Genomic DNA, 13,729 nt, shown 5'->3' with positions numbered 1-13,729 from the left:
CGTCAGTCATTTCATGACGGCACTGGTCTCAGCAACCGTCGCAAGGGCAGCAGCAGTCGCAACCGTCACAGCCGTCGCAAGGACAGTCGCAGTTCCGGCAGCAACCCTCCCGCTTCTTCCGGGACCACGGCCCCTCGTATTCCTCCGCGCAGCACATCCTGCACGTGCAGCACAGAGCGAAGAACATCCCGCAGCCCGCCCAGAAACCGCGTCGGCCCTTGACCGGCTCGGGCGGCGGACCGAAGCCACCCCCGAGGCCGCCGCCCCCGCCGGGAGAACCGCCGCCGGCGTACGGATTGCCCGGGAGGGGGGCGCCGGCGCCGTACGGCCCCCGCTGCGTCCCCGCGTCGTAGGACCCCCGCGGCCCCCCGTGCCGCCCGGCCGCACACCCCGGTGCCGCCCCGAAGGCGCGGTCCACCGAGCGGCGCAGTTCGTGGACGAGGAGGAGGTGGACGAGCCGGCCGTCATGGAACCCGGTCTCCCGGAGGGCGAGCCGGATGCCGTGCAGGGCGTCGTCGGCGAGCCGGCGCGCCTCGGTGAGGGGCGTGCCGGTGGCGGTGAGCGGGTTCCAGGCACCCGACAGGGCGTCAGCCTCCCGGTCCTCCACCGCGTCCAGCAGGTGGGCGAGCCGGCCGAAGAGGCGTCCGGCCTCGGCCAGGGGCCCCGCGTTCTCCGGCCGCCCGGCCAGCAGCGCGGTGTGCGCGAAGGCCGCGGCGGTCGCGGTCTCGGTCGGCTCGGTGACCGTGAGGACCGGAGTGCCGGGACCGGCGAGGGCCTCGACGCCGGGCTGCCGGCCGACGGCGTCGACGAGGACGCCGGTGTCGAAGCCGACCGCCGCCCCGCCGCGCTCCCCGGCCCGGCCCCAGTTCGCCGCGATCCGGCGCGCGGCGGCGGCGACCGGCGCGCGGGCCAGCAGCCCGTCCCGGTCGGCGACATGGTCGCGCACCTTCGCGGAGGCGAGTACGAGGGAGACGGCGGCGGCGAGCCGGGCGCCCTCACCCTGTGTGACGGACGCGGTCCGCATGCCGCGCAGCGCGCACGGTCCGGCCGTGCGGCGGGTGCCGCCCAGCGGGCCCGTCTGAGCTTCCGTCAGGACCGATACGAGGAGCCCGTCGTAATTCGTCACGATCCGCGCGAGCTGACCGTGGTCGCGGCGCAGGGCCAGGCACAGCCCGCACAAGTGCGCCGTCCAGTCGGCCCTGAACCGCTCACCGAGCCGGTGGGCGCAGGGCCTGACGATTCCGAACACGACATCCCCCGTACTGTGATACGACGTTGGGGTTCACCCGTACGCACCGTGCATCACCCGTCCGCCGCAGACAATCATATTTCACTCTCAGTCAGCAGCCGTATGAGTCTCGCCCCTTGGGGCACAAGGACTCTCGACGGATCCGCTGTGCACCAGTACCGTCACAAACCCCCCGCGCGGCGTCTATCCACTTGGCGAGGCGTCCGCATCATGGATGACCATAGGGATGCGGAAAGCAAGAGAGACCGCTGTGAGAGGAGGCGTCCATGGGATCGGTACGCAAGGCGAGTGCGTGGCTCGGCCTCGTCGACGACAACGATGACGAGCGCTACTACGACGACGACTACTCCGAGGGCACCGAGTCCGGGGACGCCTGGGTCACCGACCCCCGGGTGAAGGTGGCCACGGACACGGGCGAGGACAAGGGCCGCCGGATCGGCACGGTGACCCCGGACAGCTTCCGGGACGCCCGCGCCATCGGCGAGCTGTTCCGGGACGGCGTCCCGGTCATCATGAACCTCACCAACATGGAGCCCGGCGACGCCAAGCGCGTCGTGGACTTCGCGGCGGGGCTCATCTTCGGTCTGCGCGGCTCGATCGACCGCGTCTCGAACCGGGTGTTCCTGCTCACCCCGGCCGACACCGAGATCATCAGCGGTGAGGCGTCCGCCCACCGCTCGGACGGCTTCTTCAACCAGAGCTGAGGCGGGGCCGCCGCACCGGCCCCGCCCCGCCCCGGTGCTCACCGGAAGGCGTCGAGCCCGGTGAGCGCCTTGCCCAGCACGAGCTGGTGCATCTCGACGGTGCCCTCGTAGGTGAGCACCGACTCCAGGTTGGTCGCGTGCCGCATCACCGGGTACTCCAGGGAGATCCCGTTGGCACCGAGGATCGTCCGCGCCGTACGGCAGATCTCGATGGCCTCGCGGACGTTGTTGAGCTTGCCGAAGCTGACCTGCTCGGGACGCAGGCGGCCGGCGTCCATCCGCCGCCCCAGATGGTGGGCGAGCAGAATTCCCTTGTGCAGTTCCACGGCCATGTCGGCGAGCTTGGCCTGGGTGAGCTGGAAGCCGCCGATGGGCCGCCCGAACTGCTCCCGTGACCGTGCGTAGTCGAGGGCCGCCTCGAAGCTGCTGCGGGCGGCGCCCATCGCGCCCCAGACGATGCCGTAGCGGGCGTGCGACAGACAGCTGAGCGGCCCGCGCAGCCCGGTGACCTCCGGCAGCACGGCCGTGGCGGGCAGCCGTACGTCGTCCAGGACGAGCTCGCTGGTGACGGAGGCGCGCAGGGACCACTTGTGCTTGATCTCCGGTGCCGAGAAGCCGGGGCTGTCGGTGGGGACGACGAAGCCGCGGATGCCCTCCTCGGTCTGCGCCCAGACGACGGCCACCCCGGCGACCGAACCGTTGGTGATCCACATCTTGCGGCCGTTGAGCACCCAGTCCTCGCCGTCCCGCTTGGCGCGGGTGCGCATCGAGGCGGGGTCGGAGCCGTGGTCGGGCTCGGTCAGCCCGAAGCAGCCGATCACCTCGCCGGCCGCCATGCGCGGCAGCCACTGGAGCTTCTGCTCCTCGCTGCCGAACCGGTGGATGGCGTACATCGCGAGGGAGCCCTGCACGGAGACCAGCGACCGGATGCCCGAGTCGGCGGCCTCCAGTTCGAGGCAGGCCAGGCCGTACTGGACAGCGCTCGCGCCGGCGCAGCCGTAGCCGGTGAGGGACATGCCGAGGGCGCCGATCGAGCCGAGTTCGCGGGCGAGGTCCCGGATGCCGGGCAGTTCGCCCTTCTCGTACCAGTCGGCGACGTACGGCAGCACACGGTCGGCCGCCCAGGTGCGGACGGTGTCCCGGACGGCCAGGTCCTCCGGCTCCAGCAGGTCGTCGATCCCGAGCGGGTCGGCGGCATCGAACGGGGGCAGCTTCGCGGACGCGGACATGGAACACCCTCCGGAACACGGGACGCCACACGGGACGTCGGCAAAACTAGCAACGCTAGTTACGGCTCTCCGGCCGACGTTACGGTGCAGTGTCCCGCACGTCCAGAGGAGGTCAGGCGCTGACCCGCGGCTTCCCGGCCGCCGCCTCGGCCTCGCGCGGCGACGGCAGCGCGCGCTCGCCGCCCGCCGGTTCGACGCCCGCCGGCTCCTCGCCGCACTGCATGAGCCACGGCAGCCGCAGTGCCATCACCGCGCCCAGCAGCAACAGACCGGCGCTCACCAGCAGCGTCATGTGCAGCCCGTGCACGAAGGAGTCCCGCGCGGCGCGGCGCAGCGCGCCCCCGGCCGGGCCGCCGAGCCGTCCGGCGACCTCGTACGCCTCGGCGAGCGAGTGGCCCGCCGCGGCCGAGGCGGGCCGGGGTACGCCCGGCACCGACCGCAGCCCCGGCGCGTAGGCCGCGTTCATCACACTGCCCAGCAGCGCGATGCCGATACCGGCCCCGAGCTGGTACGACGTCTCGCCGATCGCCGCCGCGCCGCCGGCCTGGTCGGCCGGGGCCTCGCTGAGCATCGACTCGTAGGCCCCGAAGAGCGTGGTCTCCAGGCCGAAGCCCAGGAGCACGAAACCGGCCAGCAGCAGCGTCGGGTCGTCGGTGCCGCCCATGCCCGTCAGCGTCAGCACCGCCGCGGCCGTCAGGCAGAAGCCGAAGCACACCATGCGGCGCGGGCCGAAGCGGCGCAGCATGCGCGCGCCCGCGAGGCCGGCCGCCATCGCGGCGAGCGTGAGGGGCAGCAGTCGCAGGCCGGTCTGCAGCGGGGACAGGCCGAGCACCAGTTGCAGGTACTGGGCGGCGATCAGCTCCAGGCCGACCAGCGCGAGCATGGCCAGCACGATGCAGCCCACCGAGGTGCTGAACGCGGGCCGGCGGAACATGCGCAGGTCCACCAGCGGATGCGCGAGCCGCCGCTGGCGCCGTACGAAGAGGACGAGGAGAGCGGCGCCGGTCAGCAGCGGCAGCACGGTGAGGGGACTCGCGACCGCCTCGCCGCCGCCGAGCCGCTTCACACCGAAGACCACGCCGAACAGCCCGGCCGCCGCCATCAGCGCGCCGGTCACGTCCCAGGGACCCTCGCCTTCGCCCCGGGACTCCGGCAGCAGCACCCGGCCCACCGGCAGGCTCACCAGCATCAGCGGGATGTTGACCAGGAAGACCGCGCCCCACCAGAAGTGCTCCAGCAGGAAGCCGCCGAGCAGCGGTCCGACCGCCGCGCCGACCGCGGCGACCGCGCTCCAGACGCCGATGGCCAGGGCGCGCTCGCGCCGGTCGGGGAAGACCTGGCGCAGGATCGACAGGGTGGCCGGCATGATCATGGCGCCGCCGACGCCGAGCAGCGCGCGGGCGGCGATGAGCGTCTCGGCGGTCGGCGCGAACGCGGCCACGGCGGAGGCGACCCCGAACAGGGCGTAGCCGAGCAGCAGGACGCGTCTGCGGCCGACCCGGTCGCCGAGGGTGCCGAAGAGGATCAGCAGCGAGGCGCAGACCAGCGGATAGACGTCGACGATCCAGAGCAGTTCGATGGCGCCGGGCTTGAGGTCCTCGGTGACGGCGGGGACCGCCACGTGCAGCACGGTCGCGTCGAGCGCGACGAGCAGCAGGCTGACGCAGAGCACGACGAGGACGACCCAGCGGTTGGCACCTGCCCCGGGCGCCCGACGGCGCGGCCGTGCGGCAGCCGTGGTCGTCCCGGACATGTACGTACCTCCCAGATGCTCCCTCGTGCGGGGCGGACCGACGGGGCGGGGACCCCCTGTCGTACGGCCGGAGAGGAGCGGTGTCTCCGGCCCGCGCGAACCCACGCGGGTGACTCGTCACAGTACGCGAGTCCGCCGCGCGCTCACGTGGCGGACCTCTCACCCACCGGAGGGAACCCGTGTGGCGTACGCCACGTCAGCCCCTCTTGACCCCGACCCCGGCGAGAGGTCCGGTGGAGCGCGCGGTCGATAATCGAGCCCGTGACCGATCTCGCGACGCGCGTGGCTCCGACCCGCGCCCCCCTCCTGCGCCGGGCCGCTCCGGCCCTCCTGGGCTACGCGGCGGTCCGCGCGCTGGGGCTGGTGGTGCTGGCGGTGTGGAGCGCCGCGCGCGGCAAGAACGCGTTCACCTTGCTGACCGCGCGCTGGGACTCGCTCTGGTACACGCGGGTCGCCGAGCTGGGGTACGGCTACGAGGTGCGGCTGCCGAACGGGGACGTCCACTCCAGCCTCGCGTTCTTCCCGCTGCTGCCCTGGCTGGAGCGGCTGCTGCACGCGGTCGCCCCGCTGTCGTACGCGGGGGCCGGGTTCGTGGTGAGCCTGGTGGCCTCGCTCGCCGCCGCGGCCGGGATCTTCGCGGTCGCGGACCGGGTGTACGGCCCCCGGGCCGGGGTGTGCGCGGTGCTGCTGTGGGCGGTGCTGCCGGTCGGGATCGTGCAGTCGATGGCGTACAGCGAGTCGCTGTTCACGGCGCTGGCGGCCTGGTCGCTGTACGCGGTGCTGACCGGGCGCTGGGTGGGCGCGGGCACTCTGGCGGCCCTGGCCGGTCTGACCCGGCCGGTGGGGGCGGCGGTCGTCGCCGCCGTGTGGGTGGCGGGCGCGGTCTCGGTCCGACGGGGGCGCGACGCGTCGGTCTCTTTCGGGCGAGAGCGCGGCACGCGGCACGCGCCGGGCGCACGCGATGACGAACACGCGCCCGCGCCCCGACCCGGCGCGTCCGTCGCCCCGTACGCCCCCGGCCGGCGGCGCGCGCTCGGCATGCTGCTCGCTCCGCTCGGGGCCGCCGGCTACGTCCTCTGGGTCGGCCACCGCACCGGCAAGGGCCCCCTCGGCTATCTGGACGTGCAGGCCGGATGGCGCAACGGGTTCGACGGCGGCTACGCCTTCGCCCGCTTCGTGGCCGACAAGTTCACGTCAGTTCCGTCCGCTCTCGCCGGTTCCGGCCTGATCGCCGGGGTGGCCCTGCTGATCTGGCTGTACGTCACCGGGGTCCGCGCGCGCCAGCCGGTCGAACTGCTGGTCTACACGGGCGTCGTGCTCGCCCTCGCCCTGTGCGCTTCGAGCTACTTCGGCTCCAAGCCGCGGCTGCTGATGCCCGCCTTCCCGCTGCTGCTGCCGCTCGCCCGTGCCCTGGCCCGGCCGCGTACGTCCCGATCGGCCCTGCTCATGGCGGGGTTGGCGGTCGCGGCGGCGGTCTACGGGGCCTTCTGGCTGAACGGCTCCGGCCCCCCGTGACCGGCCGGGCCGCCCGATGACGTCCCGGAGAATTGCGTGCCAGGACCGGGTTAACACATTCATAAGCGCCATATAAACAACACCCGGCATGATCAAAGGAATTGGCCCGATCGGACTCACAGGATTGCGGAATCCCGAGAATTCGGACCGCCCTTGAGAGGTTTCCCACATCACATCGTCATCACAAAGACGCTGTTTCGACCGGGAACACCGCTCACTCGCTGTAACGTCGATTGGGTGCGTACCGAACGAAACCTCACCCGGCGTCTGGACCGGGTGTTCGCCAGACTGGACCGTGAGCCGGAACGACCGGCCCACATCGATGTGCCGAGGATGAGCCGGCACCGGGTCGTTCTGTTCTCCGCGACCCTGGCTTTCTACCTGGCGATCGTGTGGGCCGTGGTGACGACCTCCTGGCTGGTCCGGCTGGACTGGCAGGTCATGTTCTTCCGGCCGTACCAGCAGTGGCCCGAGATCCACGCGTTCCTCGACTACTACGTGGTGCTGGGCCAGCGCGGCCCGACCGCCGTGATGGTCGCGGCCTGGCTCGGCTGGCGCTCCTGGCGGCAGCACACCCTGCGCCCGCTGCTCACCCTGGCCACCTCGCTGCTCCTGCTGAACATCACGGTCGGCGCCGCCAAGCTCGGCATGGGGCGGCTCGGTCCGCACTACGCGACCGTGATCGGCTCGAACGAGATGGGCCTGGGCGGCGATATATTCCCCAGCGGCCACACCGCCAACGCGGTCGTGACCTGGGGAATCCTGGCGTATCTGGCCTCCACCCCGACGGCGCGCCGCTGGCTGTCGGCCCTCTCCGCGGTCACCTCGCTCGGCGTCGGCCTCACCACCGTCTACCTCGGTACGCACTGGCTGAGCGACGTGCTGCTGGGCTGGGCCGCCGGTCTGCTGATCCTGCTCGCCCTGCCCTGGTTCGAGCCGCTGATCGCCAAGGCCGAGCTGGGCCTCTTCGACCTGCGCGACCGCTGGCGTGCCCGCCGCGGACTGCCCGCGCCCGAACCGGCCGTGCCGGTCGCGCCGGTGCCGCTCAAGCCGCGCGGCCTGCCGGCCGAGCAGCCGGTGCCGGCCCGCGAGCCGGTGGCCTCCACCCGGTCCTCGCGGGGCCTGGCGCACCTCGCGCCGGGACCGCACACGGCCCGTTCGGAACGCACCCCGGTCACCCCGGCGGGCAGCCGCCGCCCGCCGCACGCCGACCGCCTCCCGCGCGGTACGTCCCAGCCGGCCCGGCCGCTCACCGGCGGCTGACGGCCGGGCCGGCGCGGGGTCCGGTACGCACCACCGCCCCGCGCCACGACGAGGGCCCCGCTCCTGCCTGGAGCGGGGCCCTGTGGCGTACCGGGGTCGGGAACGGGTCGTCAGCCCTTCCAGGCGCGGGCCACCCGGCCGTCCCGCACCTCGAAGTTCAGCCGTCCGGCCCGGTACTCCATGGTGATGATCGCGCCCGGTGGCAGCGACCGCACCGTGGACCAGCCGCGCTGCCGCGCGAGCCGTTCGGCGTGCGCCGCTTCGAGGCCGACGTACCCGTCCGGGCTGTCCTGGGGCTCCGCTGACGGAGTGGGAATCGGTGCCATACGGCCACGCTAGGCCGCGACCGGCGGTGACGGAAGCCGGGCACGGACGGGTAAGAGCCGTATCCGGCTGTCGTCACACTTCTGTCACAGCCACCGCGATCCCGTTTCGGCCGCGGTCAGATCATCGGCTGCGACGGCGGGTGTCACACGAACGGGGGTTTCCGTTCGGCCCACCGGGGTAATCGAACAGAATTCACGCGTGTCGGAGGGCCGCTCCGAATTACCCGGCGGAAAGTGCCGCAGTGGGGATCGGGGCGGGCCCGGGCCGCGATTCCCCGCGCAATCCGCAGTGGTGCCGCGGCAGCTGACACCACATGGGAAATTCACGGATTCAGCACACAACCGCCGGACGCGCCCTGCCCGAGCGCGCGCCCGGCGAGCCCCAGGGCGGCAGCTCGCGGGTGCGCGCGCCGCGGGTGCCGCGGGCACGGGCGCGACGATGCGAAGGGGCGAGCGAGCGATGGGGACCGAGACCGCAGGGGCGCCGGCGCGGCCGGTGCGCCGGGCCGGGGCCGGCCGGCTGGTGGTGGACTGGCTCACGACCACCGACCACAAGAAGATCGGCCACCTGTACCTGATCACGGGCTTCGGGTTCTTCCTGGCAGCCGGGGTCATGGCGCTGCTGATGCGCGCGGAACTCGCCCGGCCGGGGCTCCAGCTCATGGGCAACAACCAGTACAACCAGTTGTTCACGCTGCACGGCACCATCATGCTGCTGCTGTTCGCGACCCCCAGCTTCGCGGGCTTCGCCAACGAGCTGATGCCGTTGCAGATCGGCTCCCCGGACGTGGCCTTCCCCCGGCTGAACATGCTGTCGTACTGGCTCTTCGCGTTCGGCGGGCTGATCGTGCTCGGCTCGCTGCTGGTGCCCACCGGGCCGGCCGCCTTCGGCTGGTTCGCCTACGCGCCGCTCAACGACGCCCGGCACTCCCCCGGCGTCGGACCGGACCTGTGGATCATGGGCCTGGCGCTGGCCGGCTTCGGGACGATCCTCGGCGCGGTCAACTTCCTCGCCACCATCATCGGGATGCGCGCTCCGGGCATGACGATGTTCCGGCTGCCGATCTTCACCTGGAACACGCTCTTCACGTCGATCATGATCCTCATGGCGTTCCCGGTGCTGGCGGCGGCGCTGCTGGTACTGGAGTCGGACCGGCGGTTCGGCTCGCAGGTGTTCCAGGCGCCGAACGGCGGGGCGCTGCTGTGGCAGCACCTGTTCTGGTTCTTCGGGCACCCCGAGGTGTACATCATCGCGCTGCCGTTCTTCGGGATCATCACCGAGATCATCCCGGTGTTCAGCCGGAAGCCGGTCTTCGGCTATCTGACGCTGGTCGGCGCGACGATGGCGATCACCGGGCTGTCCATGGTGGTGTGGGCGCACCACATGTTCGCCACGGGCGCGGTGCTGCTGCCGTTCTTCTCCTTCATGTCGTTCCTGATCGCGGTGCCGACGGGGGTGAAGTTCTTCACCTGGACCGGCACGATGATCAAGGGTTCGCTGTCCTTCGAGACGCCGATGCTGTGGGCGATGGGCTTCCTGGCGACGTTCCTGCTCGGCGGGCTGACCGGGGTGATCCTGGCGTCCCCGCCGATGGACTTCCACGTGACGGACTCGTACTTCGTCGTCGCCCACTTCCACTACGTGGTCTTCGGCACGGTCGTCTTCGCGGTCTTCGGCGGCTTCTACTTCTGGTGGCCGAAGTTCACGGGCAAGATGCTGGACGAGCGGCTGGGGAAGATCCAGTTCTGGACCTTGTTCGTGGGCTTCCACGCCACGTTCCTGGTGCAGCACTGGCTGGGCGCCGGGGGGATGCCCCGCCGGTACGCCGACTACCTGGCGGCCGACGGGTTCACCACGCTCAACACGGTATCGACCATCGGCTCCTTCCTGCTGGGCCTGTCGACGCTGCCGTTCCTCTACAACGTCTGGAAGACCGCGAGGTACGGGGAGAAGGTGGACACCGACGACCCCTGGGGCTACGGCCGTTCCCTGGAGTGGGCCACGTCCTGCCCGCCGCCCCGGCACAACTTCGTCACCCTGCCCCGGGTCCGCTCGGAGTCCCCGGCGTTCGACCTGCACCACCCGCAGTACGCGGCCCAGGCCCCGCAGCCCGAGCCAGAGCGCCATCAAGCCGGTCCCGAAGGCTCCTGACGGCGTCGGTCAGCCCGGCCGGCTCGATCACCTCGAACGGCAGGTCCAGCATCAGCAGGTGAACGACCATCACGTCCAGGCTCGGCGCGCCGCAGCGCAGCAGGCACGCGTCCGCGCCGTCCGGCTCCAGCGTCCCGGAGGACGGCGAGACGTGCTCGGCGGCCTCCTGCGCGGACACCAGCAGCCGGACGGTGGCGTGCGTGGGGTACGCGCGCGTGGAGACGCCCCGGGACACATAGGCGGCGAGGTCCTCGGCGGGCGGCTCGCGCGGGGTGAAGCGCGGCCCGTGCGGCGGTCTGGGGGTGATCCGGTCCACCCGGAAGGTCCGCCAGTCCGCCCGGTCGACGTCCCAGGCGACCAGGTACCAGCGCCGCTCGGTGCACACCAGCCGGTGCGGTTCGACGGTACGGCGGCTGTCGGCGCCCTCGTGCGTGCGGTACGCGAACCGCAGTCGCTCGGCGTCCCGGCACAGGTGGGCGAGCTCGGTGAGCAGGGCCGGGTCGACGGGGGTCACCGGCGGGCCGCCGCGCAGCATGGGCACGGTGAAGGCGTTGAGGGCGCTCACCCTGCGGCGCAGCCGGTGCGGCAGCACCTGCTCCAGCTTGGCGAGGGCCCGTACGGAGGTCTCGCCGATGCCCTCGATGCCCTGTCCGGCGGCGGTGCGCAGGCCGACGGCCACGGCGACGGCCTCGTCGTCGTCCAGCAGCAGCGGCGGGAGTTCGGCGCCGACGCCCAGCTGGTAGCCGCCGCCGGTGCCGGGGCTGGCGTGGACCGGGTAGCCCAGCTCGCGCAGCCGGTCCACGTCCCGGCGGACGGTGCGCGGGGTGACACCGAGCCGTTCGGCCAGCTGCGGCCCTGACCACTCGCGGTGGGCCTGGAGCAGCGAGAGCAGGCGCAGCAGGCGTGCCGAGGTCTCCAACATGGGCCCGAGTCTGCCAGGGCACGCGGACAGCCGCTGTCCTCGACGGGATCAGCGGCTGTCCGCCTCGCGGGCCGGGCTCAGAGCGCGAGGCGCTGCCCGGGCACGATCAGGTTCGGGTCGTCGCCGATGACGGCCCTGTTGGCGGCGTAGATCCGCTGCCAGGTGGTGCCGTGCCGGGCCGCGATGATGCTCAGTGTGTCGCCCTGGCGGACGGTGTAGCCGCCGTGCGGGGCACCTCGGCGGGTGGTGGCCGCGGGGTGTTCCGGCGCCTGCGCCGGGGTGGACCGGGCGGGGGCGGACTTCGTCGTCGCGCCGCTGGTGCGCTCCGCCGTGCCGGAGGAGCCGGTGCGGGCCGCCGCCGGGGCGGCGCCGGAGGCTCCGGCCCGGCCCGAGCAGACCGGCCAGGCGCCCCAGCCCTGGGCCTGCTGGACCCTGGTGGCGACGGCGATCTGCGCGCTTCTGGAGGCCTGGTCGGCCGTCGGGGCGTAGGCGGTGCCGCCGTACGCGCGCCAGGTGCCGGCGGAGAACTGGAGGCCGCCGTAGTAGCCGTTGCCGGTGTTGATGTGCCAGTTGCCGCCGCTCTCGCACTGGGCGATGCGGTCCCACACCCCGTTGTCCGCCGCGGCGGCGTTGCCGGTCGCGGCCAGCAGTCCCAGCGGGGCCAGCAGGGCGGCTCCGGCGAGCGCGGCCGTCGTACGGCCCTTGCGGGCGCCGTCGGGACGGGCGCCGTCGGGGCGGGCGGTGCTACGGGTGGTATCGGCACACTCGGACATGTAGTTCCCTCTCCACGAACCCGGGCTCCCCCAAGGCGGAGCGCGGCTCACCGCGTAGGACCGCGGTTCCTCGCGCCCGCCCCGCCCGCCGTGACCGGTGTCGGCGATGCTGCGCTGCCTGGTGCCGGCCGGCGGACGTACCCGAGCGGTGCTCGTTGCACACGGCGGAGGAATGTAAGGAGGTCGAGCGGGGGGAATCAACCAACTCGCCGTCGTTCCAGGCCACTTGCCTGTTACCTCGGGTAGCGGTAATTTTCGGTCACCCACTACATCCGCTGATTTCCCGACTTGTCGACCACGGACGGACGCGGCCTGTGACCCACTTCACCCGTTCAAGTTCCTTGACGGCGGACGGAGTTGACGGTGAGTGTTCGATTCCGCACCCGAGGTGACCGTACGCGGTGGAAGATGCGAACCGGTCGCCCCCGGGGCGTGACCACCACCACAGGACGCCCGTTGTCTTCTTCATGAGCCCGGGAACCCCGGGGCTCATCGGCCGGGAGCCACCCGGCCGACCCAGCACCGCATCCCGAGGGAGCCACCCGTGCCGCGCATGCTCGACGTCAGCGACGCCGTACGCGCCGAGATCGGCGACGAAGAAGCCGACCGGCTGCTCGCCGGAGAGAACGCCCCGGGCAGTTACGACTGCACGTCCTGTCGCACCCCGGGCGACTCCGAGCAGGAGCGCACCAGCACCGTTCTGTTCGTCGGCGACGAGACCGCCGTCCTCGCCTTCGCCCACGCCAGCTGTCTGCCCTCGCAGGTCGTCCAGGTGACGGAGGAGCAGCTCCAGGGCGCCGTCCGCTCCATCGGCGCCGTCGGCGGCGACCCGGCCGGCGGTGAACCGCACACCTCCGTGCCCGAGCAGGCGGTGCTCGGCGTGACCAGCGGACTCGTCCTGGTCGACGGGGAACTGCACCCCGCGCTCGTCGTCGAGCCGACCTCGCCGATCGTCCGTCCGGGCACCACCGGCATGGGCGACGACTTCCTGCCGCTGCTCATCGAGCAGGGCTTCATGCCGGTGACCGAGCTGGCGTCCGTCCCGCCGGTGCTGCACGGCTGGTCCGTCCTGCTGGCCGTGGGCCAGCTGCACGCGGTGCTCCAGCCGTCGGCGGCCGGCGGGCAGCCGGTGGCCTGGTGGCAGGCGCACCAGCCGCTCCAGGTGACCGACAGCTGGCGGGCCGCCGCGAACAAGCACCAGCAGGTACTGATGTTCGCCGCTCCGGTCGGGTCCATCGGGCGCCAGCCCCGGGAGGACCTGCTGCGGGACGCGCTGGACAAGGCCGCCGCGGGCGGCCGGCTGGTCGCCGCCGCGCTCCCCCTCGCGGGCACCTGAGCCCCGGCGCCCCCTCCGGCCGCATCTCTTTCCGGTTACGGTCGTTTGGACATACGTGCACGCATACGACACTCCTCCCCGCCGGTCCTTCTCCTCCGTACCGTCCGCCCGGACGGCGCACGAGCCGTCCGGCGGGTCCTCGGCCACGCCGATCTACGACTCGCTCTACGCGGAGTGGGTCAGGACCTTCCGCACACTGCCGGGGGACCGCAGCGGTGAGGAGGACCTGGGGTTCAGTGCCTTCGGGGACTTCCCGGACGGTTCGGGAACGTACGGCGGGCACCGGGCGGGGTCGTTCAGCAGCTCCTACAGCGCCTACAGCGCGGGGGCGTACAGCGCCCGCCAGCAGTCGCAGTGGCAGCGGGTCGGCACGCTGGGCCGGCACCACGAGACGGGGATGCAGCACGTGCCGGCCGCGGCCGCCCTGCCGCCGGGGCCGCGCCGGAGCGCGTGACGGGCACACGGACGAGGAGGGCGGCCCCGGAACACCAGGGCCGCCCTCCTCGT

The 13,729-nt window shown here is 72.6% G+C and carries 12 protein-coding genes; 6 read left to right on the top strand and 6 right to left on the bottom strand.

Annotated elements, in window-relative coordinates:
- Positions 1–28: 28 nt before the first annotated feature.
- A complete protein-coding gene (locus AB0947_RS14400) occupies positions 29–1,249 on the bottom strand; it encodes a DUF5685 family protein (protein ID WP_366750657.1) in 1,221 nt (406 codons plus the stop codon).
- A gap of 266 nt (positions 1,250–1,515) precedes the next feature.
- Here AB0947_RS14400 and AB0947_RS14395 point away from each other — a divergent pair, with 266 nt between their 5' ends.
- Positions 1,516–1,953: a cell division protein SepF gene (locus AB0947_RS14395; protein WP_366750656.1), complete on the top strand. Its 438-nt coding sequence runs from the start codon at positions 1,516–1,518 to the stop codon at positions 1,951–1,953.
- Between the two features lie 38 nt (positions 1,954–1,991).
- Here AB0947_RS14395 and AB0947_RS14390 read toward each other — a convergent pair whose 3' ends face one another.
- Entirely contained in the window at positions 1,992–3,182 is a 1,191-nt protein-coding gene (locus tag AB0947_RS14390) for an acyl-CoA dehydrogenase family protein (protein ID WP_366750655.1), read from the bottom strand.
- 112 nt (positions 3,183–3,294) lie between these two features.
- The gene (locus AB0947_RS14385) at positions 3,295–4,935 is read right to left on the bottom strand and encodes an MFS transporter (protein WP_366750654.1); all 1,641 of its coding nucleotides are present in this window, start codon (positions 4,933–4,935) and stop codon (positions 3,295–3,297) included.
- 261 nt (positions 4,936–5,196) lie between these two features.
- On the opposite strand from AB0947_RS14385, the gene AB0947_RS14380 reads away from it, so the two are divergent.
- Together AB0947_RS14380 and AB0947_RS14375 are read left to right on the top strand one after the other, a co-directional pair.
- Complete coding sequence (locus AB0947_RS14380) at positions 5,197–6,450, top strand: glycosyltransferase family 39 protein (protein ID WP_366750653.1); 1,254 nt, start codon at positions 5,197–5,199, stop codon at positions 6,448–6,450.
- A gap of 237 nt (positions 6,451–6,687) precedes the next feature.
- Positions 6,688–7,713, top strand: coding sequence for a phosphatase PAP2 family protein (locus tag AB0947_RS14375; protein ID WP_366750652.1), 1,026 nt, complete (start codon positions 6,688–6,690; stop codon positions 7,711–7,713).
- Positions 7,714–7,823: 110 nt separating this feature from the next.
- Here the strand turns inward: AB0947_RS14375 and AB0947_RS14370 are convergent, their stop codons facing one another.
- On the bottom strand, positions 7,824–8,039 hold the full coding sequence (locus AB0947_RS14370) for an I78 family peptidase inhibitor (protein WP_366750651.1): 216 nt from the start codon (positions 8,037–8,039) through the stop codon (positions 7,824–7,826).
- A gap of 460 nt (positions 8,040–8,499) precedes the next feature.
- On the opposite strand from AB0947_RS14370, the gene ctaD reads away from it, so the two are divergent.
- Positions 8,500–10,191, top strand: a complete 1,692-nt coding sequence (gene ctaD, locus AB0947_RS14365) for a cytochrome c oxidase subunit I (RefSeq protein ID WP_366750650.1) — start codon at positions 8,500–8,502, stop codon at positions 10,189–10,191.
- On the opposite strand, the gene AB0947_RS14360 is transcribed toward ctaD, so the two are convergent.
- Both AB0947_RS14360 and AB0947_RS14355 read right to left on the bottom strand, forming a co-directional pair.
- Entirely contained in the window at positions 10,073–11,113 is a 1,041-nt protein-coding gene (locus AB0947_RS14360; protein WP_366750649.1) for a YafY family protein, read from the bottom strand. The two genes, ctaD and AB0947_RS14360, sit on opposite strands and share 119 nt — an antisense overlap.
- A gap of 77 nt (positions 11,114–11,190) precedes the next feature.
- The gene (locus AB0947_RS14355) at positions 11,191–11,886 is read right to left on the bottom strand and encodes a transglycosylase family protein (protein WP_366750648.1); all 696 of its coding nucleotides are present in this window, start codon (positions 11,884–11,886) and stop codon (positions 11,191–11,193) included.
- Between the two features lie 544 nt (positions 11,887–12,430).
- Here AB0947_RS14355 and AB0947_RS14350 point away from each other — a divergent pair.
- Together AB0947_RS14350 and AB0947_RS14345 are read left to right on the top strand one after the other, a co-directional pair.
- Positions 12,431–13,222: a hypothetical protein gene (locus AB0947_RS14350; protein WP_366750647.1), complete on the top strand. Its 792-nt coding sequence runs from the start codon at positions 12,431–12,433 to the stop codon at positions 13,220–13,222.
- 55 nt (positions 13,223–13,277) lie between these two features.
- On the top strand, positions 13,278–13,676 hold the full coding sequence (locus tag AB0947_RS14345) for a hypothetical protein (RefSeq protein WP_366750646.1): 399 nt from the start codon (positions 13,278–13,280) through the stop codon (positions 13,674–13,676).
- Positions 13,677–13,729: the final 53 nt, after the last annotated feature.

Source organism: Streptomyces sp. NPDC047841 (genome assembly GCF_040704085.1).
Lineage (GTDB): Bacteria > Actinomycetota > Actinomycetes > Streptomycetales > Streptomycetaceae > Streptomyces > Streptomyces argyrophylli.
The sequence above is the reverse complement of the archived record's forward strand: the minus strand, read 5'-3'. Positions and strand labels throughout refer to the sequence as shown.

Excerpts from the sequence above, each read along its gene's own strand:
- AB0947_RS14360 (WP_366750649.1), bottom strand. The coding sequence starts at position 11,113 with ATGTTGGAGACCTCGGCACGCCTGCTGCGCCTGCTCTCGCTGCTCCAG.
- AB0947_RS14390 (WP_366750655.1), bottom strand. The coding sequence starts at position 3,182 with ATGTCCGCGTCCGCGAAGCTGCCCCCGTTCGATGCCGCCGACCCGCTC.
- AB0947_RS14385 (WP_366750654.1), bottom strand. The coding sequence starts at position 4,935 with ATGTCCGGGACGACCACGGCTGCCGCACGGCCGCGCCGTCGGGCGCCC.
- AB0947_RS14355 (WP_366750648.1), bottom strand. The coding sequence starts at position 11,886 with ATGTCCGAGTGTGCCGATACCACCCGTAGCACCGCCCGCCCCGACGGC.
- ctaD (WP_366750650.1), top strand. The coding sequence starts at position 8,500 with ATGGGGACCGAGACCGCAGGGGCGCCGGCGCGGCCGGTGCGCCGGGCC.
- AB0947_RS14370 (WP_366750651.1), bottom strand. The coding sequence starts at position 8,039 with ATGGCACCGATTCCCACTCCGTCAGCGGAGCCCCAGGACAGCCCGGAC.
- AB0947_RS14395 (WP_366750656.1), top strand. The coding sequence starts at position 1,516 with ATGGGATCGGTACGCAAGGCGAGTGCGTGGCTCGGCCTCGTCGACGAC.